Origin of the sequence: Streptomyces sp. NPDC001137 (assembly GCF_040298885.1) — a bacterium.
Taxonomy (GTDB): domain Bacteria; phylum Actinomycetota; class Actinomycetes; order Streptomycetales; family Streptomycetaceae; genus Streptomyces.
Map to the genome: position 1 here is coordinate 37541 of NZ_JBEPBA010000008.1, position 20936 is coordinate 58476.

The window sequence follows — 20936 nt, forward strand, 5'->3', positions numbered from 1 at the left end:
CGTCCTCAAACGCCGGACGGGCTGAAAAGATCAAATGCCCAGATCAGCAGCTCCGCGTCCCTCGCGGCCAGTGCCTCCAGGTCCTTGGCGTCCGTGATCCGGGCCGCATCACCCGGCCCCAACTCCTCGCCGTTCAGCCGCACTTCACCACGTACGACGTGGAGGTAGACGTATTGCCCGTCCGGCACCGCCGTGCGCTCCCCCGCGCCCAGCCGTCGTACATGGAGCATCGCGCCCGCCTCCGGGACCGCGTACGGGGTCGAGTCCGCGATGCCGTGGACGATCTCGTAGGCGGGGTCGCCGCCGGGGTAGCGGGGGGCCAGCCACATCTGGACGAAGGTCAGGGGGCCGTCGCCGTCGTTGCGCTCCACGTGCCGTACGCCCGCCGCCGAGCTCAGCCGCTGGACGTCGCCGGGCCGGACCGTCGTCTCGTGGCCGAAGGAGTCACGGTGGGTCAGCTCGCCCTCGACCACCCACGTCACGATCTCGGTGTGGCTGTGCGGGTGTTCGTCGAAGCCGGCGCCGGGCGCGAGGCGCTCCTCGTTGCAGGCGATCACCGCGCCGAAGCGGAGGTTGTCGGGGTCGTAGTGCGGGCCGAAGGAGAAGGCGTGCCACGACTCGATGCCTGCTGCCGGGTCGCCCCCTGGGTAGCGCTCCGCAGCGCGACGTACGTCCATCACGCGGTCCACGGTAGACCCGGCGACGCACGCTCCCGTCCGGATAAGGCAGTCTTGTCCCCGTGCCCGAACCCGAAACGAGCAAGCCCCAAGCCGCCGCACCCGGCGTCCACCCTCACGCGGCGACCCTGAAGCGACTGGAGAAGTCCTCCGGTTCTCTCGCCGCGCAGGCCATCGCGCGCATGGACGAGACGCTGCCGTGGTACCGGGCGATGCCCCCGGAGAACCGTTCCTGGATCGGGTTGGTCGCCCAGGCCGGTATCGCCGCCTTCACCGAGTGGTTCCGGCATCCCGACGCCCCCCAGGCCATCTCGACGGACGTGTTCGGGACCGCGCCCCGCGAGCTGACCAGGGCGATCACGCTGCGGCAGACCGTGGAGATGGTGCGCACCACCATCGAGGTCATGGAGTCCGCCATCGACGAGGTGGCGGCACCGGGTGACGAGAGCGTGCTGCGCGAGGCACTGCTCGTGTACGCCCGGGAGATCGCCTTCGCCACCGCCCAGGTGTACGCCCAGGCCGCCGAGGCACGCGGTGCCTGGGACGCGCGTCTGGAGTCCCTCGTCGTCAACGCTGTGCTCAGCGGTGAGGCCGACGAGGGGGCCGTCAGCCGGGCCGCCGCCCTGGGCTGGAACGCCCCCGAGCATGTGTGTGTCGTCCTCGGGACCGCCCCCGACGGGGACTCCGAGCTGACGGTGGAGGCGATCCGGCGGGCCGCCCGGCACGCCAAGCTGCAGGTGCTCACCGGCGTGCTCGGCGACCGGCTCGTCGTCATCGCCGGTGGCAGTGACAACCCGATCGGCGTGGCCAAGTCGCTGATCGGGCCGTATGCCGCCGGGCCCGTGGTCGCCGGGCCCGTGGTGGCCGATCTGCTGGCCGCGACGCGGTCCGCGCAGGCCGCGGCCGCCGGCCTCAAAGCGTGTTCCGCCTGGCAGGACGCCCCGCGGCCGGTCCTGGCGGACGATCTGCTTCCGGAGCGCGCCATCGCCGGTGACCCGAGCGCACGCGAGCAGCTGGTGGAGGAGATCTACAGACCGCTGGAGGAGGCCGGCTCGGCGCTTCTGGAGACGCTCTCCGTCTATCTCGAGCAGGCGAGCAGTCTGGAGGGCGCGGCCCGGATGCTCTTCGTTCACCCGAACACCGTGCGCTACCGGCTCCGACGTGTGACTGACGTCACCGGTTGGTCGCCTTCCGATGTACGCTCCGCCTTCACACTGCGGATCGCCCTGATCCTGGGGCGTCTGGCCGACGGGGATCTCCCCGCCTAGTCTTTTGTCGGGGGTCCACAAAACCCCCTCGTGTTCTTCGTCCCTGTCCCCACGGGCGGCCTTGGCCGTCCACAAGAGAGAGTGTGAGAGTGCTCGTACTCGTCGCTCCCGGCCAGGGCGCCCAGACGCCCGGCTTCCTGACTCCCTGGCTCGAACTGCCCGGTGCCGCTGACCGCGTCGCCGCCTGGTCGGACGCCATCGGACTGGACCTCGCCCACTACGGCACGAAGGCCGACGCGGAGGAGATCCGCGACACCGCCGTGGCCCAGCCGCTGCTCGTCGCCGCCGGCATCCTGTCCGCCGCGGCACTCGGTGCCATCACGCCGGGCGCCGTCGCGGGCCACAGCGTCGGCGAGATCACCGCCGCCGCCTTCGCGGGCATCCTCGACGACACCTCCGCGCTCACCCTCGTACGCAAGCGGGGTCTGGCCATGGCCGACGCCGCCGCGATCACCGAGACCGGGATGTCGGCGCTGCTCGGCGGCGACCCCGAGGTCTCCGTGGCGCACCTGGCGAAGCTGGGCCTGACCCCGGCGAACGTGAACGGCGCCGGCCAGATCGTCGCCGCGGGCACGCTGGAGCAGCTGGCCGTGCTGAACGAGGACAAGCCGGAGGGCGTCCGCAAGGTCGTCCCGCTGAAGGTCGCCGGCGCCTTCCACACGCACCACATGGCGCCCGCCGTCGACGCGCTGGCGAAGGCCGCCGCCGAACTGGCCCCCGCCGACCCGAAGTTCACGTACGTGTCCAACAAGGACGGGCAGACGGTCGCGACCGGCGCCGAGGTGCTGGAGCGCCTGGTCGGCCAGGTCGCCAACCCGGTCCGCTGGGACCTGTGCATGGAGACCTTCAAGGAGCTCGGCGCGACCGCCCTGATCGAGGTCTCCCCCGGCGGCACGCTGGTCGGCCTCGCCAAGCGCGCGCTGCCGGGCGTGCAGACGCTCGCGCTCAAGACCCCCGACGACCTCGACGCGGCCCGCGAGCTCATCGCCGAGCACGCCCAAGCCTGACACCCAAGGAGCCGTACGAACATGTCGAAGATCAAGCCCAGCAAGGGCGCCCCGTACGCGCGCATCCTCGGTGTGGGTGGCTACCGCCCGACCCGGGTGGTGCCGAACGAGGTGATCCTCGAGACGATCGACTCCTCCGACGAGTGGATCCGTTCGCGCTCCGGCATCGAGACCCGGCACTGGGCCTCCGACGAGGAGACCGTCGCCGCGATGTCGATCGAGGCGTCCGGCAAGGCGATCGCCGACGCGGGGATCTCCGCCGAGCAGATCGGCGGCGTGATCGTCTCGACCGTCTCGCACTTCAAGCAGACCCCCGCGGTCGCGACGGAGATCGCCGACAAGCTCGGCACGAACAAGGCCGCCGCCTTCGACATCTCGGCGGGCTGCGCCGGCTTCGGCTACGGCCTCACCCTCGCCAAGGGCATGATCGTCGAGGGCTCCGCGGAGTACGTCCTCGTCATCGGCGTGGAGCGGCTGTCCGACCTCACCGACCTCGAGGACCGGGCCACGGCCTTCCTGTTCGGCGACGGCGCGGGCGCGGTGGTGGTCGGCCCGTCCATGGAGCCGGCGATCGGCCCGACCGTGTGGGGCTCGGAGGGCGACAAGTCCGAGACGATCAAGCAGACCGTGCCGTGGACGGACTACCGCGAAGGCTCGGTCGCCAAGTTCCCTGCGATCACGCAGGAGGGCCAGGCGGTGTTCCGCTGGGCCGTGTTCGAGATGGCGAAGGTCGCCCAGCAGGCGCTGGACGCGGCCGGGATCACCCCGGACGACCTGGACGTCTTCATTCCCCACCAGGCCAACGAGCGGATCATCGACTCGATGGTGAAGACGCTGAAACTGCCGGAGCACGTCACGGTCGCGCGTGACGTACGCACCACCGGCAACACCTCGGCCGCCTCGATTCCGCTCGCCATGGAGCGGCTTCTGGCGACCGGCGAGGCGAAGAGCGGCGACACCGCGCTCGTCATCGGCTTCGGGGCGGGTCTCGTGTACGCCGCGACGGTCGTTACCCTCCCCTAGGCACTCCGTGCTGGATCATCATCGGATCCGGTGCGGAAAGCACAGCAACACCTGCCGCTGACGCGGCGGGCGCCACACCCTCTGGATTACTACGAAGGAGCGCCTGACATGGCCGCCACTCAGGAAGAGATCGTCGCCGGTCTCGCCGACATCGTGAACGAGATCGCCGGCATCCCGGTTGAGGACGTCCAGCTGGACAAGTCCTTCACCGACGACCTGGACGTCGACTCGCTGTCCATGGTCGAGGTCGTCGTCGCCGCCGAAGAGCGCTTCGACGTCAAGATCCCGGACGAGGATGTCAAGAACCTCAAGACGGTCGGCGACGCGACCAACTACATCCTCAAGCACCAGGCCTGAGCCTTTTAGGCCCGGCTGCTTTGCCCCGCCACCCGGCGGTGGCGCCGCTGAATCCCGATCCGTTGGAGAAAGAATTCCCGTGAGCCCGACCAATCGCACCGTGGTCGTCACCGGTATCGGCGCAACCACACCGCTGGGTGGCGACGCAGCCTCTACCTGGGAGGGCCTGATCGCCGGCAAGTCCGGCGTGAAGCCCCTGGAGCAGGAGTGGGCCGCCGAGCAGGCGGTCCGTATCGCCGCACCGGTCGCCGTGGAGCCCACCGAGGTCATCCCCCGGCCGCAGGCCCGCCGCCTGGACCGCTCGGCGCAGTTCGCGCTGATCGCGGCCAAGGAGGCCTGGGCGGACGCCGGTTTCACCGAGAAGGCCGGTGACGACGCAAGCATCGACCCGGACCGTCTCGGTGCCGTCATCGCCTCCGGCATCGGCGGTGTGACGACCCTGCTCGACCAGTACGACGTGCTCAAGGAGAAGGGCGTACGCCGCGTCTCCCCGCACACCGTCCCCATGCTGATGCCGAACAGCCCCTCCGCCAACGTGGGCCTGCTCGTGGGCGCCCGGGCGGGCGTGCACACCCCGGTCTCCGCCTGCGCCTCGGGCGCCGAGGCCATCGGCTACGCCATCGAGATGATCCGCACCGGCCGCGCCGACGTCGTCGTCGCGGGTGGCACGGAGGCGGCCATCCACCCGCTGCCCATCGCCGCGTTCGGCAACATGATGGCGATGTCCAAGAACAACGACGACCCGCAGGGCGCCTCGCGTCCCTACGACGTCGCCCGTGACGGCTTCGTCCTCGGCGAGGGCGCCGGCGTCCTGGTCCTGGAGTCCGCCGAGCACGCCGCCAAGCGCGGCGCCCGCGTCTACGCGGAGGCGGTCGGCCAGGGCATCTCCGCCGACAGCCACGACATCGTGCAGCCGGAGCCCGAGGGCCGCGGCATCTCGCACGCCCTGCAGAACCTGCTGGAGCGCACCGACCTGGACCCGGCGGAGATCGTGCACGTCAACGCGCACGCCACCTCGACGCCGGCCGGTGACGTGGCCGAGCTGAAGGCGCTGCGGAAGGTGTTCGGCGACGACGCCGACCACATGGCGGTCTCGGCCACCAAGTCGATGACCGGTCATCTGCTGGGTGGTGCGGGTGGTGTCGAGTCCGTCGCCACGATCCTGGCGCTGTACCACCGGGTTGCTCCGCCGACCATCAATGTCGAGAACCTCGACCCCGAGGCGGAGGCGGCCGCGGACATCGTCCGCGGTGAGGCGCGGAAGCTGCCCGTTGAGGGCCGTATCGCGGCCCTCAACGACTCCTTCGGGTTCGGTGGGCACAACGTGGTGCTGGCGTTCCGTACGGTCTGACTTGCCGTGAACGGCGTGTGGCCCGCTCCCCGGGTTGGGGGGCGGGCCACTCGCCGTTTTACGTCTGTTGTCGGCCGACTGCGGGCCGTCTGTGGCTGGTCGCGCCCACGCGGCGGAGCCGCATATCGACACAGCCCCGCGCCCCTGAAAACCAAAAAGCCTCGCCTCACACCACCTGGTGGAGCCAGCGCACCGGGGCGCCCTCGCCCGCATACCTGAAAGGCTCCAACTCGTCGTCCCAGGGCTTTCCGAGCAGCTTGGTGATTTCCGACTCCAGTTCCGTCTCGCCCTGCTGGGAGCGGGTCAGGGCGGCGCGGAGGCGGTCCTCCGGGATGAGGATGTCACCGTGGATGCCGGTGACGGCGTGGAAGATGCCCAGGTCGGGGGTGCAGCTGTAGCGTTCGCCCTCCGCGGTGGGGCAGGGCTCCGCGGTGACCTCGAAGCGCAGGAGCTGCCAGCCGCGCAGCGCGGAGGCCAGCTTGGACGCCGTGCCGACCTCGCCCTGCCAGGAGAACTCCGAGCGCCAGGTGCCGGGGGCGGCGGGCTGCCGGATCCAGTCGAGGTTGACGCGTGTGCCGAGCACGCCGGCGACGGCCCACTCGACGTGCGGGCACAGCGCGCGCGGTGCGGAGTGCACGTACAGAACCCCACGTGTCGTCACCGGGACCTCCGGGCAGAGCAGGACAATCTGGCGAACTGGCGGACGGCCGTGGCCGGGCGGCCACGTTGATGGCGAGGCTACCGTGCGGCGGCGCAAGGAGTGTGACGTACCGTCGGTCCCGATGCGCTGAAACGTCCGCCATTCACCCGGCAGGACGCTTGTACGGGTGCGAACCGTTGCAGGCTGCGTGGATCGGGAACTCTCGCGCGTTGTTATGGGGTGACACATCCGTACACAGACGGACGCACCGAGGGGATCACCGGGGTATGCGGAAGCCAAGCCACCGTTCACGGACCGTTCTGGCCGCCGTGGCGGTGACCGTCCTGGGCGTCGCCGGGTGTGACGCCGTCGGTGGCAACTCCGCCGGACCGACGGGCACGAAGGCGCACAGCGCGAAGCCCGCGCCGGCGTGGGACGTGAGCCCCCGTTCGATCGCCGCGGTCGGTGACTCCATCACACGCGGCTTCGACGCCTGTACGGTCCTGTCGGACTGCCCCGAGGTGTCCTGGGCGACCGGCAGCAGCGCCAAGGTCGACAGCCTCGCCGTACGGCTGCTGGGGAAGGCGCAGGCCGCCGAGCGCAGCTGGAACTACGCGGTGACCGGGGCGCGGATGGCGGACCTGCCGGGTCAGATGGCGCAGGCGGTGACGCGCAGGCCCCAGTTGGTGACGGTGATGGCGGGGGCGAACGACGCCTGCCGGGCGAGCACGGCCGCCATGACCTCGGTGGCGAGCTTCCGCGCGGACTTCGAGGATGCGCTGAGCACCCTGCGCCGCTCGCTGCCGAAGACGCAGGTGTACGTGGCGAGCGTGCCGAACCTGAAGCGGCTGTGGTCCGAGGGGCGCACCAACCCGCTGGGCAAGCAGGTGTGGAAGCTCGGCATCTGCCCCTCCATGCTGGGCGACGCGGACGCGCTTGACTCGGCGGCGACGCTGCGGCGGGACACCGTGCAAAAGCGCGTGGAGGCGTACAACAAGGTGCTGGAGGAGGTCTGCGCGAAGGATCGGCGGTGCCGGTTCGACGGGGGCGCGGTGTACGACTACCGGTTCGGCACGGCCCAGTTGAGCCAGTGGGACTGGTTCCACCCCAGTGTGAACGGGCAGGCGCGGCTGGCGGAGATCGCCTACCGGAAGGTCACGGGGAAGAAGGCGTGAGTGCTGTGATCCGGGGTCAGAGGGCCGTGTTTTAAAGTTCCGCACATGAACGAACTCTTCGGCACACTTCCCGACGGCACCCCGGTTCACCGCTGGACCCTGGAGCGGGCCGGCGTGCGGGTCCGGATCCTGTCGTACGGCGGGATCGTGCAGTCCCTGGAGGTCCCGGACCGGGACGGGCGAGCCGGGAACGTGGTGCTGGGGTTCGCGGACCTGGACGGCTATCTCACGCACCCGGAGCCGTACCTCGGTGCGCTGATCGGCCGGTACGCCAACCGGATCGCGGGCGGCCGCTTCCCGCTGGACGGGGTGACGTACGCGCTGGAGCAGAACACTCCGCCCAACTCCCTGCACGGCGGCGAACACGGCTTCGACAAGCGGGTGTGGAAGGTGACGCGGGCCGGGGAGTACGGGGTGCGGCTGAGCCGGGTCAGTGCGCATGGCGAGGAGGGCTTCCCGGGGCGGCTTGAGGTCTCGGCGACGTTCACGCTCGACGAGTCCGGCGCACTGCGCATCGCGTACGAGGCGGTGACGGACGCGCCGACCGTGGTGAACCTGACGAACCACAGCTACTTCAACCTCGGCGGCGCGGGCAGCGCGGGCGGCCACGAACTGTGGCTCGCCGCCTCCCGCTACACCCCGGTCGACGCCGACCTGATCCCGACCGGCGAGCTGGCCGATGTGACGGGCACGCGCTTCGACTTCCGTCAGGCGCGGAAGGTCGGCGCCGGATACGACCACAACTTCGTGCTCGACGGCGGAGTGACCGAGAGGGCCCGTGAGGTGGCCGAACTGCACGACCCCGCTTCCGGCCGGATCCTGACCGTGGCCACCACCGAACCGGGCCTCCAGATCTACACGGCGGACCATCTGTCCGCGCCCTTCGCCCCCGGTGACGGCATCGCCCTGGAGACCCAGCACTTCCCCGACTCCCCGAACCACCCGGACTTCCCGAGCACGGTGCTGCAGCCGGGCGGGGTGTTCAGGTCGGAGACGGTGTACGGCTTCACCACCCGCTAGCGGCAGCGGAACGCACGAGCCCCGGCCCAGGGGTCAGGTCCCGGGCCGGGGCTGTTCGTGGGGAGACTTGTCCCGGATCAGACGTTAATCGTCGCGGTGAGGCGGCGGTCGGTGATCGAGCGGCTCACCTGGATCTCGTACGAACCCTTCACAAGTGACCATGAGTTCGTTTCCTCGTCCCAGACCTCGAAGGCGCGGCGGGGGATCTCGACGACCGCTTCCGCCGTCTCGCCGGGTCCCGCCTCGACCCCCGCGAAGCCCGCCAGCCACCGTGCCGGGCGGTCCGGGCCGGGCTCGGCCGGCGCCAGATAGACCTGCACGACCTCCCGGCCCGCGCGCTCGCCGGAGTTGCGGACGCGGATCGTGGCGGTGGTGCCGTCGACCTCGACGGACTCGTAGGCCCAGTCGGTGTAGCCGAGACCGTGGCCGAAGGGGTACGAGGGGGTGCGGCCGTGCTTCTCCCAGGCCCGGTAGCCGATGAAGACGCCCTCGGTGTAGGCGAGTTCGCCGCGCTCGGGCACCACCTGGGTGACCGGGGCGTCGGACAGGGAGCCCCAGGTGGTGGGCAGGCGGCCGCCCGGCTCGTGCGCGCCGGTGAGCACGTCGGCGAGGGCCGCGCCGCCCTCCTGGCCGGGGAACCAGCTGAGCAGCACCGCGGCCACCTCGTCGCGCCACGGCAGCTCGACCGGGGAGCCGGAGTTGACGACCACGACGGTGTTCGGGTTGGCGGCCGCGACGGCCCGGACCAGGTCGTCCTGGCGGCCGGGAAGGGTGAGGTCCCCCCGGTCGAAGCCCTCCGACTCCACGCGGTCGGTGGTGGCGACCAGGACGACGGCGGTGTCGGCGGCGCGGGCGGCCTCGACGGCCTCGGCGATCAGCTCGTCGGCGTCGCGCTGCGGCTCCAGGTGGGCCAGGGCGAAGGCGACGACCTTGAAGGGGAACTCCTCGGGGAGTGCGTAGACGTAGGTGAGGGAGACCTCGACCGGTCGGCCCGCGGTCAGTTCGGCCTCGGCGCGGGGCACCGGGGCGCCGAAGAACGCCTCGAAGGGGTCGCTGTCGTCGGCCGGGCCCTGGAGGTCGTCGTAGTACGTCGTGCCGTCGACGGTGAGGGTGAAGTGGCCGGTGCCCTTGGCGCCGAAGGTGTGCGGGCCGGTCTCGCGCGGGGTGAAGGTGCCGGTCAGCTCGACGGTGTGCAGGCGGTCGTGGGTGACGCCCTCGGGGAGGTCGGAACCCATCCACTGGATCTGGCCGCCCGGGGCGGAGGCCGCCCCGATGACGTTCCCCTCGGTGTCCCGGCACACCGCCCGCAGGTCGAAGCCCTTGTCGGCGACGGCGAGTTCGGTGGTGGGGTCGGCGCCGACGGCATAGCTGAGGGTGCCCTCGGGGAGGGCGGCGGTGAGGCCGTCGAGCGGGGAGACGATCCGGTCCGGGAAGACCGTGGCCGAACCCCCGCCGAGGACGCGGGCATCGCGGGCGGCGGCCCCGATCAGCGCGACCGTGCCGGGCTTGAGGGGCAGGGCGTTGCCGTCGTTCTTCACGAGGACGAAGGCGCGGCGGGCGATCTCACGGGCCAGTGCGATGCCGTCGACGGGCTCGGGCAGCTCGGTGACGGCCGGTTCGGCGCTCTCCAGGGCGCCGACGCGGGCGGCGAGCCGCAGGACGTTGCGTACGGCCTCGTCGACGACGGCTTCCTCGACCTTGCCGTCGCGCACCGCCTGGGCGAGCGGGGCCCCGTACACGGTCTGCGGGCCGGGCATGGCGACGTCGAGCCCGCCCTCGATGGCGCCGACCGTCGACCGGGCGGCCATCCAGTCGGAGACGTTGTAGCCGTCGAAGCCCCATTCGCCGCGCAGGATTTCGTTGACCAGATGGCGGTGCTCGGTCATCGTCGTGCCGTTGACCGTGTTGTAGGCGGTCATGATGCCCCAGGGGTGGGCGTTCTCGACGATGAGCTCGAAGGGGGCCAGGTAGAGCTCGCGCAGGGCGCGCGGGGAGACCAGGTTGTCGACGGTGAAGCGGTCGGTCTCGGCGTCGTTGGCGACGAAGTGCTTGACGGTGGTGCCTACGCCGCCCGACTGGACCCCCTGCACATAACCCGTACCGATCAGCCCGGTCAGATACGGGTCCTCGCTGTAGGCCTCGAAGTGCCGTCCGCCGAGCGGGGAGCGATGGAGATTGACCGTGGGGGCGAGCAGCACGTGCACACCCTTGCGGCGGGCCTCCTGCGCGAGCAGGGTGCCGGCGCGGCGGGCGAGGTCCGGGTCCCAGGTGGCGGCCAGGGCGGTCGGGGACGGCAGGGCGATGGAGGGGTCGTCGGCGCTCCAGCGCACCCCCCGGACGCCGATCGGCCCGTCGGACATGACGAGGGACTTCAGGCCGATCTCCGGCAGGGCGGGCAGGGACCACATGTCCTGGCCGGACAGCAGACGGGCCTTGGCGTCCAGGTCCAGCTTGCCGAGCGCCGCGTCGACGGCGGCCTCGCGCGCCCGGTCGGCCGGAGAGGTTCCAGGGGTTCCCGCCATGGCGGTGCCTCCTCATCGAGTCATGTCGTCCTGCGCCCCATCGTGCACCCACTCCCTGTAACGCGGTAGGTTTCGTTATCGTGCCGTAATATTGACTGGACGGGGATGTCGTACGGTGACGCCATGAACGCCAGGGTCAGAAGCGAGGAGCGGCGCGCGGAGATCGTGCGGGCGGCGCTGGAGGTGATCGCCGAGCGTGGGTACCGGGGCGCGTCCCTGGCCGCGGTGGCCGAGCGGGTCGGGCTGACCCAGCAGGGGCTGCTGCACTACTTCCCGACCAAGGACGCGCTGCTGGTCGCCGTCCTGAAGGACCGGGACCAGTGGGATGCCGTACCGGCCACGCAGTGGCGGGTGGATCTGCTGGCCTCGCTGGTCGAGTACAACGCGATGCGGCCCGGCATCATCCAGACCTTCTCGGCGCTGCTGGGCGAGAGCGTGACGGAGGGGCATCCGGCGCGGGCGTACTTCACCGGGCGGTACCGGCAGGTGCGGGAGAGCATGGCGGCGGTGCTGCGGGCGGAGTACGGGGAGCGGTTGCCGAACGGACTGACCCCGGAACGGACGGCTCCGCTGCTGGTGGCCGTGATGGACGGTTTGCAGTACCAGTGGCTGCTGGACCCCGAGTCGGTGGACATGCCGGGGGCGTTCCGGGATTTTCTGACCCTGCTGGGCGAGGAGGTCTGAACTCCCCCGCTACTGATGCCAGATCACGGCGAGCGTCTTGCTCACCGCGCACACGGCGGCGAAGGCGACGGCCCAGCCCAAGGCGCCGGCGGCGAACAGCGCGGCCACACCGGCCCCGAACCAGAGCAGTTCGAAGCCGACCCGGAGCGCACCGCGTGTCTTGTACGACGCCTTCTGGGAGCCGAACAGCGCCCACAGCACGATCAGTACGGCCGGGGCACCGAGTCCGAGCAGCCAGGCGACCGGGGTCGCCGCATCCCTGGTGAAGCCCCAGTAGGAGACGGCAGCGAGGGCGCCGAGTTCGATGAGGAACAGGACGCCGAGGTTCACTGCCTTGATTGCCTTCATGGGCGGCAGTATCACCCGGAAGCGATCACTCCGGTGCGGGTACGGCGGCGACGACCTCGATCTCGATCTGCGCCTCGGGCCGGAACAGCCGCGAGGCCTCGAAGGTCATGCTCGTCGGCGGTGTCCCGGTGAGGAACTCCCGCCGTACGGCGCCGTATTCCTGCAGCTTGCCGATGTCCGTCAGATACGAACGGATGTTGACGACGTCGGCCAGGGTCGCCCCGTGCGCCCGCAGCAGCGCGTCCAGCCCCTCGAAGATGCCGCGCGTCTGCTCGGCGAGGGTGTCGCCCTCGGCGATCTGGCCGGAGACGAACAACAGGGCGCTGCCGTCGGCGTGTTCGACTCGGGCGACCTGGGAGTAGTAGGGGCTGGCGGGCCGCGGGGCGCCGGCCGGGTTGTCGAGGGTGACCTTCACGGGGCTCCTTCAGGAGGTGCGGATGCGGGCGGCGGCGCGGGAGAGGTCCGCGTCCGCGAGGGCGGGATCGGCGGCGGCCCGGCGGTACTGCCCCAACACGGCTTCCGCGATGGGCAGTTCGGCCGCCTCTGTCGCCAGGGTCAGGTCCTTGACCGCCAGGGTGGTACCGAAGTGCACGTCTTCGGCGAAGGCGCGGGTGACGGCTCCGCCGAGCGGGCTCCCCGCAAGGGCGGTGCGGGCGGTGTCGCCGTCCACGCCCAGGGCGTCGGCCAGGCGCAGTGCCTCGGCGACCAGGGCGACACCGCCGATGACGGCCGAGTTGAGGACGAGTTTGAGGGCGGCGGCGGAGCCGGGGCCGCCGGTGCGGGTGACGGTGCCCAGGCGGGCCAGAACGTGCTCGACGCCTGCCGTGTCGCCGCCGGCGAGGATGCCGAGCTCACCGGCCGCGGCCCGGTCGGTGCTGCCCATGACGGGGGCGTCGATGACGGTGGCCGACTCCCCTGCCCTGGCGGCGAGTTCGTGCACGGCGTCCGGGCCGACGGTCGACATCTCGATCCACCGGGTGCCGGGGCGCAGTGCGGGCACGATCTCGGCGGCCACCGCGTCGAGCGCGGCCGGGTCGGCGACCATCGTGATCACCACGTCGGCGTCCCGCACGGCGTCGGCGGGGGACGCGGCGAGCACGGCTCCCTCGGCGACCAGCGGCGCGGCCTTGGCGGCGGTGCGGTTCCAGACCGTCAACGGGTGCCCGGCGGCGAGGAGTCGACGGGCCATGGGGGCGCCCATGTGCCCCAGGCCCAGGAAGGCGATCCGATCCATCTGCGGCATGCCGTCGACGCTAGGTCCGCCACCTGCGATGCGACAAGCGAATGTCTAGCATGGCTGCCATGCCGAAACAGCATCCCACGGCGGGCGTACCGATACCGGACCTCTCCACCGTCTGGCTGCGGGTGTTCCTGGTGGTCGCCCGGCACGGATCCTTCACCGTGGCCGCGCGTGCGCTCGGGTGGACGCAGTCGGCGGTGTCGCGGCAGATCTCCTCGCTGGAGGCTGCGCTCGGCGGGACCCCCCTCTTCGACCGGCTGCCGCGCGGCGTGCGGCTCACGGAGGCCGGCCGACTGCTCGTCCCGCACGCGGAGACCGTCGCCGAGACGCTGCACGGCGCCGCGCGCGATCTGGCGGCCCTGCGTGACATGGCGGGCGGACGGCTGCGGTTCGGGGCGTTCGCGACGGCCGACGCGGCGCTGGTGCCGCACGCCCTGGCCGCGTTCCGGGCCCGCCACCCGCGGGTCCGGCTCTCCCGCGAGGAGGGACTCACGCCCGGCCTCCTGGACCGGCTGGGCGCGGGCCACCTGGACCTGGCGGTCGTCTCGACGACCGGGCGTGCGCCCTTGGACTCGTACGAGCTCCATCATCTCCTCGACGAGTCGCTGTACGTCGCCGTCCCGGCAGACCACCCCCTGGCCGGCCACGAGGGCCCCGTACGTCTCGGCCAACTCGCCGACGCCGACTGGATCTCCGGCAGCTCCCGCCCCGAGGGCACCCTCCTGGACGCGGCCCTGCGCCAGGGGTTCCGCCCGCGCGTGACGCATGTCGTGGGCGAGTGGACCGCCAAGCAGGGGTACGTCGCCGCGGGCCTCGGAGTCACCCTGGTCCCGGCGCTGGCCGCCGAGTCCGTACGCCCGGACATCGCGCTGCTGCCGGTGCTCGACGAGGGAGCCCCGGCCCGGGCGGTGTACGCGGCGACGGCGCGGGGGCGGGCGCCGACGCCGGCGGTGGAGGCGTTCGTGGGGGCGCTGCGGGAGGCGGTGGCTCGTATCCCCGTCCCCGGGTAGGTGCGTACTCGATGCGCACCAGACACACCGGCCCCATGGCGTAGACCACTTCCGTCGGGCGATACTGCGGCCGTCCGCACCACGCTCCCCCACGACGGCGACGGAAGGACCTGAACTCCCTTGAACTCCATACGTGTTCGGATCGGTGTATTCGGACTGGCACTGCTGGCCGGGTTCGCTGCCCCCACCACGGCGACCGCCGCCGCGACCGTCCCCTCCCCCACCGTGGAGGAGCAGCGGCTCGACAAGGCCGTGCCGCGGGAGATCCTCGAACGGTCAGGGTTCGACGACGTGGCACCGGGGCTCACGCGTGCACTGGAGGGGGCCCGTTCCTATGCGCAGGCCCGCCGCATCGTCGTACACGAGGGGTCGGCGCTGTGGCGGCGGGCCGTGGACCGGGCGCAGGGGCGTGGCCCGGTGGGCGGGGATCTGGCCCGGGACGACGACCGGCCGCTGTACTGGGCACGCCTCGGGATGACCCGTGAAGTGCGCACCTGGGAGCCGGAGTTCGGGCTGAGCGAGCCGCAACGGGCCGCGCTGATCGACGCCTTGGAGCGCACCTCGCGCGGGCAGACCGACATCCGCTACCCGCAGCACGGCAAAGGTCTGAGGCGTGTGCTGGTCACCGGCTTCGATCCGTTCACCCTGGACCGGGACATCCGGATCTCCAATCCCTCCGGGGCCACCGCGCTCGCGCTCGACGGAACGGTGATCGAGACGGCGAAGGGGCCCGCGCGGGTCGAGACGGTCGTGTTCCCGGTGCGCTGGCAGGACTTCGCGGAGGGGACGGTGGAGCGGACGCTGCGGCCGTATCTGAAGAAGGTGGACCTGTTCACGACCGTGAGCCAGGGGCGGGTCGGGCGCTTCGACGTGGAGCGGACCAACGGGGCCTGGCGGGGCGGGTTCCCCGACAACGACAACGTCAGCCGGACGGAGACCGTCCCGGTCGCCGATCCCGCCTCACAGCCGCAGTGGACCACGACCACTCTGCCGTACCAGGAGATCGTGGCCGCGAACACGGGACGCTTCCCGGTGTACGACCACACGGAGGTGACCGAGATCCCGGCGGGCGGCACGGACGCGGTGGTACGGCCGGACGGGCCGACTCCCGGCTCGACCGCTCGGGCCGGCGGCGGGGGCGACTACCTCTCCAACGAGATCGCCTACCGGGCCACCCTGCTGCGGGACCGTCTCGGGCTGCACGACACCCTGCCCGGCGGCCATGTGCACACGCCGGTGCTCCAGTTCGGCACGGGCAACACCGACCCGGCGACCGGGACGGTCACGGACCCGCAGTTTCTGCGCAACCGGCAGGACATCATCACTCAGGTACGGGCGATCCTGACCGTGGCGGTCAACGCCACGACCGCTGGGTGACGTCCTCCTGCTCGGGGTCCTCGGCGGTGTCGTCGTCACCGCCGTCGGTCTCCTCGTCCAGCAGCTCCCGCGCGAGCAGCGTCGCGCCCGCGACCGCGCCCGGCATCAGGAACACCGCGACGAACGGGACCAGGAAGGCCAGGCCCAGCGGGGTGCCGAAGCCCCAGACGAGGGTCTTGCGGGAGCGGAGCAGGGTGAGGCGGGCGCGCAGTTCGACACCGCGGCGCTGGAGGGCCACCGCGGTGAGTTCCTCCGTGAGGAAGAAGCCGGTGACGAAGAAGCCGATCACCGGGACGACGGTCTGCCCGACGAGCGGGACGAAGCCGAGGGCGAAGAGCAGGACGCCCCACAGCAGTGCGCGCACGACGATACGGAGGCTGTCGCGGGCCGAGATCCACAGCTCGCGCCAGAGGGGGAGGCCGGACTCGGGGACCGTGCCGTTCGGGTCGACGTCGGCGTCGACCTTTTCGGAGAGGTTCTCGTAGAAGGGCTGGCCCATGAGGAGCGTTACGGCCGTGAAGGTGAGGACGGCGAGGAGCAGGGCGAGGGCGAAGAGTACTGCCGTGAGGAAGCCGCGGAAGAAGCCTCGCCAGGGGCCGGACCAGTCGCCGGCGAAGGGGGTCGCCCAGGTGACGGCGTCTTCGCCCCAGAGGGCCAGGCCGGCCAGCGCGGCCGTGTAGAGGACGAGGGTGATCAGGCCCGGCAGCAGGCCGAAGCCGTACTGCTTGCCGTGCCTGGCCACCCATCGCTGGCCCTTGAGTAGGTAGGTGAAGCCCGCCCCTAGATCGCGCATATGGGAACCTTATCGGGCCCCGATTTCTCCGACGGCACCGCCGAACACCTGGCACTACACCGGGGTGACGGCCACCACGACCCCCTTCTCCGCCGCCGGTGACACCGCCGCGCTCACCCGTATCGCTGCCGCCCGGGCCACGCGCCCCGCTCGGGACGCCGCGGACAGCAGCAGGGGCTGGAGTTGTTCCAGACCGGTCACCAGCAGCTCCTCGCTCGCGACCAGCACCGGTCGGGCCGCCTTCGTCGTGGCCGCTGCCGCCTCCGCGAGGTCGGCCAGTGGGGGCAGGGTCGCCCGGACGACGCCCGCTCCGGCGGCCGCGGCACGTTCCGCGAGGGCGACCTGCAGCGGCATCAGCGGAGCCAGTGCCGCGGTCAACGCGTCCGCGACGCGCCGGAGTTCGGGCGAGGACTCGCGCAGTACCTCCGCCGCGGCCCGCAGCACCGGCGTCACCGCAAGGAGTGCCCCGGCGGCCACGCCCGCCGCCGCGGGCAGCAGCGGGGACGTCGCCTCGACCAGGTCACCGAGGGCGTCCGCGAACTCCTCCACGGCCGGCTCGACCGCGTCCAGCACCGGCAGGAGGCTGTCGCCGATCGCCGTCAGCAGGGCCTGCGCAGGTTCGCTCACGGGGTGCACGGCGAGCGGCGCCCCGCTCGTGCCCAGCCGGGTCAGGGTGTCGACGATCCGGTAGAACGCCTCCTGCGCCTGCGGAGACGCGCTCGCCTCGGCCAGTTCGGCGGTGGTCTCGCGCAGCACGCGCAGCACCTCCGCGCCCGAGCCGTCCCGCGGGTCGAAGGTGTTGATCGCGATCCGGGTGATGTTCCCGGCCGTGTCCAGGAGCTGGCCGGTGATGTCGGTGGTGTTGCGTGCCATGCGCAGTACGTCGCCCCTGCTGGGAAGCGAAGGGATCGTTGCCATGGGCTCTCCTCGAATGGAGCCTCGGTGCCGACGGTCGCCCCTCAGCATGCCCCCATCCGACGGACGACGTCGCCCCCTCCGGCCCACTCGCGCTACGCCATAGGGGGCATCCGTGACATGAACCGCCTGCTGTTGGGGTTGAGTCGGACAGGTACATCTCGCCGTATCGATCTCAGGAAGCCCAGGAGGAGGTACGCGTGCAGCAGAAGATCCACGGCACCGTCGCGGACGGCTTCGAGGCAGTGCGTGAGGAGTTCGCCGCGTTCGTGGCGGGGGAAAGGCCCGATTACGAGGGCCAGTTGTGCGCGTATGTGCACGGCCGGAGGGTGGTCGACCTGTGGGCCGGCGACGGCAACGACGCGGAGTCCCTCTACGGCGTGTTCTCCTCGACCAAGGGCGCCGCCCATCTGGTCCTCGCGCTCCTCGTGCAGGACGGCACGCTCGAGCTGGACCGCAAAGTGACGTACTACTGGCCGGAGTTCGGGGCCGAGGGCAAGGCGGGGCTGACCCTGCGGGACCTGGTCACGCATCGCGCCGGGCTGATCGGGCTCGACGCCGGGTTCAGCGAGGACGAGCTGGCCGACGACCGCGTGATCGCCGAACGGCTCGCCGACCAGCGGCCGTTCTGGCGCCCGGGAACGGCGTTCGGCTACCACGCGCTGGTCATCGGCGCGCTCACCGGAGAGGTGATCCGGCGGGCCACGGGCCACACCCTCCAGGAGATCTACGAGGAACGGGTGCGGGCGCCGTACGGGCTGGACTTCTTCCTGGGGCTGCCCGAGGCGCTGGAGCCCCGCTTCCGGTCCGTGCAGCCGATGACCCCGACGGCGAAGCAGCAGGCCGTGCTGGACGCGGCGCCGAGAGGGCCGCACACGCTCGGCTCGATCGCCTCCAACACCCATGTGCCCGGGGCGGGGGACCTGGTCGGTCACGCCAACTCCCGCACCGTGCGGGCCAAGGGCCCGGCCTCGGCCGGCGGCGTGGCCGCGGCGCGCGGGCTCGCCGGGATGTACGCGGCGGCGATCAGCGAGGTGGCGGGCCGGCCGCCGCTGCTGAAGCCGGACACCCTGGCCGAGGTCGGGCAGGTCCACTCGGTCGGGTACGACCTGGTGGCCCGCGGTCACCGGGCCTTCGGCCTCGGCTTCCAGGCGACGGGCGAGGCCTGGTACCTGTGCCTGGGCGCCGGAGCCTTCGGGCACGCCGGAGCGGGCGGCTCCCAGGCCTTCGCGGACCCGCGCAGCGGGCTGGCGTACGGCTACACCCGGCGGCGCATCGCCTTCCCGGGCGGGGCGGCTCCGGAGAACGAGCGGCTGGTGAAGGCGGTACACACGGCGGCGCTGGCTTCCTGATCCCCGTACGGCCGTCGGTTCGCCGTACGACAGAGACCGCACCCCACGTCCAAGGGTGCGGCCTCCGTCGTAGCAACGAGTGCGTCAGACCAGCGTCACGGTGATACTGCCGCGGGTTGCCTTCGAGTACGGGCAGACCTGGTGGGCCTTCTCCAGGAGGGCCCCGGCGGTCTCCGCGTCGACGTTCGGGATGCGGGCCGAGATCTCGACGATGATCCCGAAGCCGTCGTCGTTCTTGCCGATGCCGACCTTCGCGGTGACCGTCGAGCCGGAGATGTCGGCCTTCTCCTGGCGGGCCACGACGCCCAGCGCGCCCTGGAAGCAGGCGCTGTAGCCGGCCGCGAACAGCTGCTCCGGGTTGGTGCCGGCGCCGCTGCCGCCCAGCTCCTTGGGTGGGTTCACGACGACGTCGAGCTTGCCGTCGTCGGTGGCGACCCGGCCGTCGCGGCCGTTCTCGGCGGTCGCGACGGCGGTGTAGAGGACGTCGGTCTGCTGGATGGACATGCGGTTGTCTTCCTCCTCGGTCCGCCGCGACTCGCGCCCACGATCGACGACGGTTTCGGAAAGAAGTTACCGCATGCCGGAAACAGCGGGAAAGGCCGGAAGACCTACAGCTTGACGATCATCTTTCCGGTGTTGTCGCCGCGCAGGACCCCGAGGAAGGCCTCCAGGTTGTTCTCGATGCCCTCGACGACCGTCTCGCGGTACTTCAGCTGCCCCGAGGCGACCCAGGGGCCGACCTCCCGGACGAACTCGGGCTGCAGGTCGTAGTGGTCGCCGACCAGAACGCCCTCGACGCGGAGCCGGTTCTGCAGGATCTTGACCATGTTGCGCGGGCCGGGGGTCGGCTCGGTCGAGTTGTACTGCGAGATCATGCCGCAGATCACGGCCCGGCCCTTGAGGTTGAGCGCGCCGATCGCGGCCTCGAGGTGCTCGCCGCCGACGTTGTCGAAGTAGACGTCGATGCCGTCCGGGGCGGCCTCCTTGAGCTGCTCCCAGACCGGGCCGTTCTTGTAGTTGAAGGCGGCGTCGAAGCCGTACTCCTCGACGAGGAGCTTGACCTTCTCGTCCGAGCCGGCGGAGCCGATGACCCGCGAGGCGCCCTTGAGCCTGGCGATCTGGCCCACCTGGCTGCCGACGGCACCCGCGGCGCCGGACACGAAGACCGCGTCGCCCTCCTTGAAGGCGCCGACCCGCAGCAGGCCCGCGTACGCCGTCAGACCCGTCATGCCGAGCACACCGAGGTACGTGCTCAGCGGCGCGGCCTCCGGGTCGACCTTGACCGCGGTCTTCGCGTCCACGACCGCGTACTCGCGCCAGCCGAGGAAGTGCAGCAGGTGGTCGCCGACGGCGATGCCCTCGGCATTGGACTCGACGACCTCGCCGACCGCGCCGCCCTGCATGACCTTGCCCAGCTCGAAGGGCGCGACGTACGACTTCGCGTCGCTCATGCGGCCGCGCATGTACGGGTCGACCGAGAGGTACTTGTTGCGGACCAGCACCTGACCCTCACCCGGCGCCGCGACCTCCGTCTCGACCAGGGCGAAGTCCTCGGGCTTCGGCCAGCCGACGGGGCGGCTGAGCAGGTGCCATTCGCGGTTGATCATGACGAGTGCCTTTCAAGCGTGCGGGAAGTACGTCGGGTGCTGCGGGTACCAAATACTTCAGTACCTGAAACAACCATGCTCCTGAATATTTCAGGTTGTCAAGTAACGGGGTACGCTGAACCCATGGCCACTCCACCGAACACCCGTCGTCCCGATGAACTGACCCTTGAGGTCGTCGAGCTCATCGGCGACATCGTGGCCCGCTATCACGAGGACTACGAGAACGCCGCCGCCGAGCACTCGCTGACCGGCGCCCAGGCCCGTCTGCTGAGTCTGCTCTCCCTGGAACCGCTGCCCATGCGCAAGCTGGCCCAGAAACTGAAGTGCGAGCCGTCCAACGTGACCGGCATCGTCGACCGCCTGGAGTCCCGTGGCCTGGTGGAACGCCGCCCCGACCCGGCCGACCGGCGCGTGAAACTGGCCGCGGCCACGCAGGAGGGCCGGCAGGTGGCCAGGAACCTGCGCGAGTCCCTGCGCTTCGCGCGCGAACCGCTGGCGGGGCTCGGCAGGGAGGAACGGCTGGCGCTGAGGGGCCTGCTGCGGCGGATGCTGGGGCAGACCGAGGACTGA

General features: G+C 71.3%; 22 protein-coding genes. 12 read left to right on the forward strand and 10 right to left on the reverse strand.

What is annotated here, in order from left to right; translation table 11 throughout:
• Window positions 1-5 precede the first annotated feature (5 nt).
• Entirely contained in the window at window positions 6-677 is a 672-nt protein-coding gene (locus ABT254_RS17535; RefSeq protein ID WP_351471079.1) for a pirin family protein, read from the reverse strand.
• Window positions 678-739: 62 nt separating this feature from the next.
• Here ABT254_RS17535 and fasR point away from each other — a divergent pair, with 62 nt between their 5' ends.
• The 5 genes from fasR to fabF all read left to right on the forward strand — a co-directional run bounded on the left by fasR (window position 740) and on the right by fabF (window position 5683).
• Complete coding sequence (fasR, locus tag ABT254_RS17540; RefSeq protein ID WP_351470274.1) at window positions 740-1945, forward strand: fatty acid biosynthesis transcriptional regulator FasR; 1206 nt, start codon at window positions 740-742, stop codon at window positions 1943-1945.
• A gap of 89 nt (window positions 1946-2034) precedes the next feature.
• Window positions 2035-2952, forward strand: coding sequence for an ACP S-malonyltransferase (locus ABT254_RS17545; RefSeq protein ID WP_351470276.1), 918 nt, complete (start codon window positions 2035-2037; stop codon window positions 2950-2952).
• 21 nt (window positions 2953-2973) lie between these two features.
• Window positions 2974-3975, forward strand: a complete 1002-nt coding sequence (locus ABT254_RS17550) for a ketoacyl-ACP synthase III (protein ID WP_351470279.1) — start codon at window positions 2974-2976, stop codon at window positions 3973-3975.
• Window positions 3976-4083: 108 nt separating this feature from the next.
• Window positions 4084-4332, forward strand: coding sequence for an acyl carrier protein (locus ABT254_RS17555; protein WP_030931809.1), 249 nt, complete (start codon window positions 4084-4086; stop codon window positions 4330-4332).
• A gap of 79 nt (window positions 4333-4411) precedes the next feature.
• Window positions 4412-5683: a beta-ketoacyl-ACP synthase II gene (gene fabF / locus ABT254_RS17560; RefSeq protein WP_099928643.1), complete on the forward strand. Its 1272-nt coding sequence runs from the start codon at window positions 4412-4414 to the stop codon at window positions 5681-5683.
• Window positions 5684-5849: 166 nt separating this feature from the next.
• Here the strand turns inward: fabF and ABT254_RS17565 are convergent, their stop codons facing one another.
• The gene (locus ABT254_RS17565) at window positions 5850-6344 is read right to left on the reverse strand and encodes a DUF3145 domain-containing protein (protein WP_115908388.1); all 495 of its coding nucleotides are present in this window, start codon (window positions 6342-6344) and stop codon (window positions 5850-5852) included.
• Between the two features lie 266 nt (window positions 6345-6610).
• Between ABT254_RS17565 and ABT254_RS17570 the strand changes: the two genes are divergently transcribed.
• Both ABT254_RS17570 and ABT254_RS17575 read left to right on the forward strand, forming a co-directional pair.
• Window positions 6611-7498, forward strand: coding sequence for an SGNH/GDSL hydrolase family protein (locus ABT254_RS17570; RefSeq protein WP_351470284.1), 888 nt, complete (start codon window positions 6611-6613; stop codon window positions 7496-7498).
• Between the two features lie 45 nt (window positions 7499-7543).
• A complete protein-coding gene (locus tag ABT254_RS17575; RefSeq protein ID WP_351470287.1) occupies window positions 7544-8518 on the forward strand; it encodes an aldose epimerase family protein in 975 nt (324 codons plus the stop codon).
• A gap of 77 nt (window positions 8519-8595) precedes the next feature.
• On the opposite strand, the gene ABT254_RS17580 is transcribed toward ABT254_RS17575, so the two are convergent.
• On the reverse strand, window positions 8596-11040 hold the full coding sequence (locus ABT254_RS17580) for a beta-glucosidase family protein (RefSeq protein ID WP_351470290.1): 2445 nt from the start codon (window positions 11038-11040) through the stop codon (window positions 8596-8598).
• A gap of 105 nt (window positions 11041-11145) precedes the next feature.
• Here ABT254_RS17580 and ABT254_RS17585 point away from each other — a divergent pair, with 105 nt between their 5' ends.
• Window positions 11146-11724, forward strand: coding sequence for a TetR/AcrR family transcriptional regulator (locus ABT254_RS17585; RefSeq protein WP_351470293.1), 579 nt, complete (start codon window positions 11146-11148; stop codon window positions 11722-11724).
• 9 nt (window positions 11725-11733) lie between these two features.
• Here ABT254_RS17585 and ABT254_RS17590 read toward each other — a convergent pair whose 3' ends face one another.
• Genes ABT254_RS17590 through ABT254_RS17600 form a run of 3 tightly spaced genes read right to left on the reverse strand, consistent with a single transcriptional unit; the run spans window position 11734 to window position 13306 of the window.
• Window positions 11734-12072: a YrdB family protein gene (locus tag ABT254_RS17590; RefSeq protein ID WP_351470296.1), complete on the reverse strand. Its 339-nt coding sequence runs from the start codon at window positions 12070-12072 to the stop codon at window positions 11734-11736.
• A gap of 25 nt (window positions 12073-12097) precedes the next feature.
• The gene (locus tag ABT254_RS17595; RefSeq protein WP_351470299.1) at window positions 12098-12487 is read right to left on the reverse strand and encodes a RidA family protein; all 390 of its coding nucleotides are present in this window, start codon (window positions 12485-12487) and stop codon (window positions 12098-12100) included.
• A gap of 9 nt (window positions 12488-12496) precedes the next feature.
• Window positions 12497-13306: an NAD(P)-dependent oxidoreductase gene (locus ABT254_RS17600; protein ID WP_351471082.1), complete on the reverse strand. Its 810-nt coding sequence runs from the start codon at window positions 13304-13306 to the stop codon at window positions 12497-12499.
• A 59-nt stretch (window positions 13307-13365) separates the two neighbouring features.
• Between ABT254_RS17600 and ABT254_RS17605 the strand changes: the two genes are divergently transcribed.
• Both ABT254_RS17605 and ABT254_RS17610 read left to right on the forward strand, forming a co-directional pair.
• Window positions 13366-14322 (forward strand): LysR family transcriptional regulator, encoded by a 957-nt coding sequence (locus ABT254_RS17605; RefSeq protein WP_351470302.1) that lies wholly within the window; start codon window positions 13366-13368, stop codon window positions 14320-14322.
• A gap of 120 nt (window positions 14323-14442) precedes the next feature.
• The gene (locus ABT254_RS17610; RefSeq protein WP_351470305.1) at window positions 14443-15699 is read left to right on the forward strand and encodes a pyroglutamyl-peptidase I; all 1257 of its coding nucleotides are present in this window, start codon (window positions 14443-14445) and stop codon (window positions 15697-15699) included.
• On the opposite strand, the gene ABT254_RS17615 is transcribed toward ABT254_RS17610, so the two are convergent.
• Entirely contained in the window at window positions 15677-16492 is an 816-nt protein-coding gene (locus ABT254_RS17615; protein WP_351470308.1) for an EI24 domain-containing protein, read from the reverse strand. The two genes, ABT254_RS17610 and ABT254_RS17615, sit on opposite strands and share 23 nt — an antisense overlap.
• A 54-nt stretch (window positions 16493-16546) precedes the next feature.
• Complete coding sequence (locus ABT254_RS17620) at window positions 16547-17410, reverse strand: hypothetical protein (protein ID WP_351470311.1); 864 nt, start codon at window positions 17408-17410, stop codon at window positions 16547-16549.
• 197 nt (window positions 17411-17607) lie between these two features.
• Here ABT254_RS17620 and ABT254_RS17625 point away from each other — a divergent pair, with 197 nt between their 5' ends.
• Entirely contained in the window at window positions 17608-18759 is a 1152-nt protein-coding gene (locus ABT254_RS17625; RefSeq protein WP_351470314.1) for a serine hydrolase domain-containing protein, read from the forward strand.
• A gap of 84 nt (window positions 18760-18843) precedes the next feature.
• Here ABT254_RS17625 and ABT254_RS17630 read toward each other — a convergent pair whose 3' ends face one another.
• On the reverse strand, window positions 18844-19263 hold the full coding sequence (locus ABT254_RS17630; RefSeq protein ID WP_351470316.1) for an organic hydroperoxide resistance protein: 420 nt from the start codon (window positions 19261-19263) through the stop codon (window positions 18844-18846).
• 104 nt (window positions 19264-19367) lie between these two features.
• Window positions 19368-20366 carry an NADP-dependent oxidoreductase gene (locus tag ABT254_RS17635; RefSeq protein ID WP_351470318.1) on the reverse strand — a complete coding sequence of 333 codons (999 nt, stop codon included), beginning with the start codon at window positions 20364-20366 and terminating at the stop codon, window positions 19368-19370.
• Between the two features lie 123 nt (window positions 20367-20489).
• Here ABT254_RS17635 and ABT254_RS17640 point away from each other — a divergent pair, with 123 nt between their 5' ends.
• Complete coding sequence (locus ABT254_RS17640; protein ID WP_351470320.1) at window positions 20490-20936, forward strand: MarR family winged helix-turn-helix transcriptional regulator; 447 nt, start codon at window positions 20490-20492, stop codon at window positions 20934-20936.

What these genes read in the sequence shown, in the direction of transcription:
- ABT254_RS17575 (WP_351470287.1), top strand. Translation starts at nt 7,544, where the DNA reads ATGAACGAACTCTTCGGCACACTTCCCGACGGCACCCCGGTTCACCGC.
- ABT254_RS17605 (WP_351470302.1), top strand. Translation starts at nt 13,366, where the DNA reads ATGGCTGCCATGCCGAAACAGCATCCCACGGCGGGCGTACCGATACCG.
- ABT254_RS17640 (WP_351470320.1), top strand. Translation starts at nt 20,490, where the DNA reads ATGGCCACTCCACCGAACACCCGTCGTCCCGATGAACTGACCCTTGAG.
- ABT254_RS17555 (WP_030931809.1), top strand. Translation starts at nt 4,084, where the DNA reads ATGGCCGCCACTCAGGAAGAGATCGTCGCCGGTCTCGCCGACATCGTG.
- ABT254_RS17585 (WP_351470293.1), top strand. Translation starts at nt 11,146, where the DNA reads ATGTCGTACGGTGACGCCATGAACGCCAGGGTCAGAAGCGAGGAGCGG.
- ABT254_RS17630 (WP_351470316.1), bottom strand. Translation starts at nt 19,263, where the DNA reads ATGTCCATCCAGCAGACCGACGTCCTCTACACCGCCGTCGCGACCGCC.
- ABT254_RS17535 (WP_351471079.1), bottom strand. Translation starts at nt 677, where the DNA reads ATGGACGTACGTCGCGCTGCGGAGCGCTACCCAGGGGGCGACCCGGCA.
- ABT254_RS17620 (WP_351470311.1), bottom strand. Translation starts at nt 17,410, where the DNA reads ATGGCAACGATCCCTTCGCTTCCCAGCAGGGGCGACGTACTGCGCATG.
- ABT254_RS17550 (WP_351470279.1), top strand. Translation starts at nt 2,974, where the DNA reads ATGTCGAAGATCAAGCCCAGCAAGGGCGCCCCGTACGCGCGCATCCTC.
- ABT254_RS17570 (WP_351470284.1), top strand. Translation starts at nt 6,611, where the DNA reads ATGCGGAAGCCAAGCCACCGTTCACGGACCGTTCTGGCCGCCGTGGCG.
- ABT254_RS17600 (WP_351471082.1), bottom strand. Translation starts at nt 13,306, where the DNA reads ATGGATCGGATCGCCTTCCTGGGCCTGGGGCACATGGGCGCCCCCATG.
- ABT254_RS17615 (WP_351470308.1), bottom strand. Translation starts at nt 16,492, where the DNA reads ATGCGCGATCTAGGGGCGGGCTTCACCTACCTACTCAAGGGCCAGCGA.
- ABT254_RS17580 (WP_351470290.1), bottom strand. Translation starts at nt 11,040, where the DNA reads ATGGCGGGAACCCCTGGAACCTCTCCGGCCGACCGGGCGCGCGAGGCC.
- ABT254_RS17590 (WP_351470296.1), bottom strand. Translation starts at nt 12,072, where the DNA reads ATGAAGGCAATCAAGGCAGTGAACCTCGGCGTCCTGTTCCTCATCGAA.
- ABT254_RS17635 (WP_351470318.1), bottom strand. Translation starts at nt 20,366, where the DNA reads ATGATCAACCGCGAATGGCACCTGCTCAGCCGCCCCGTCGGCTGGCCG.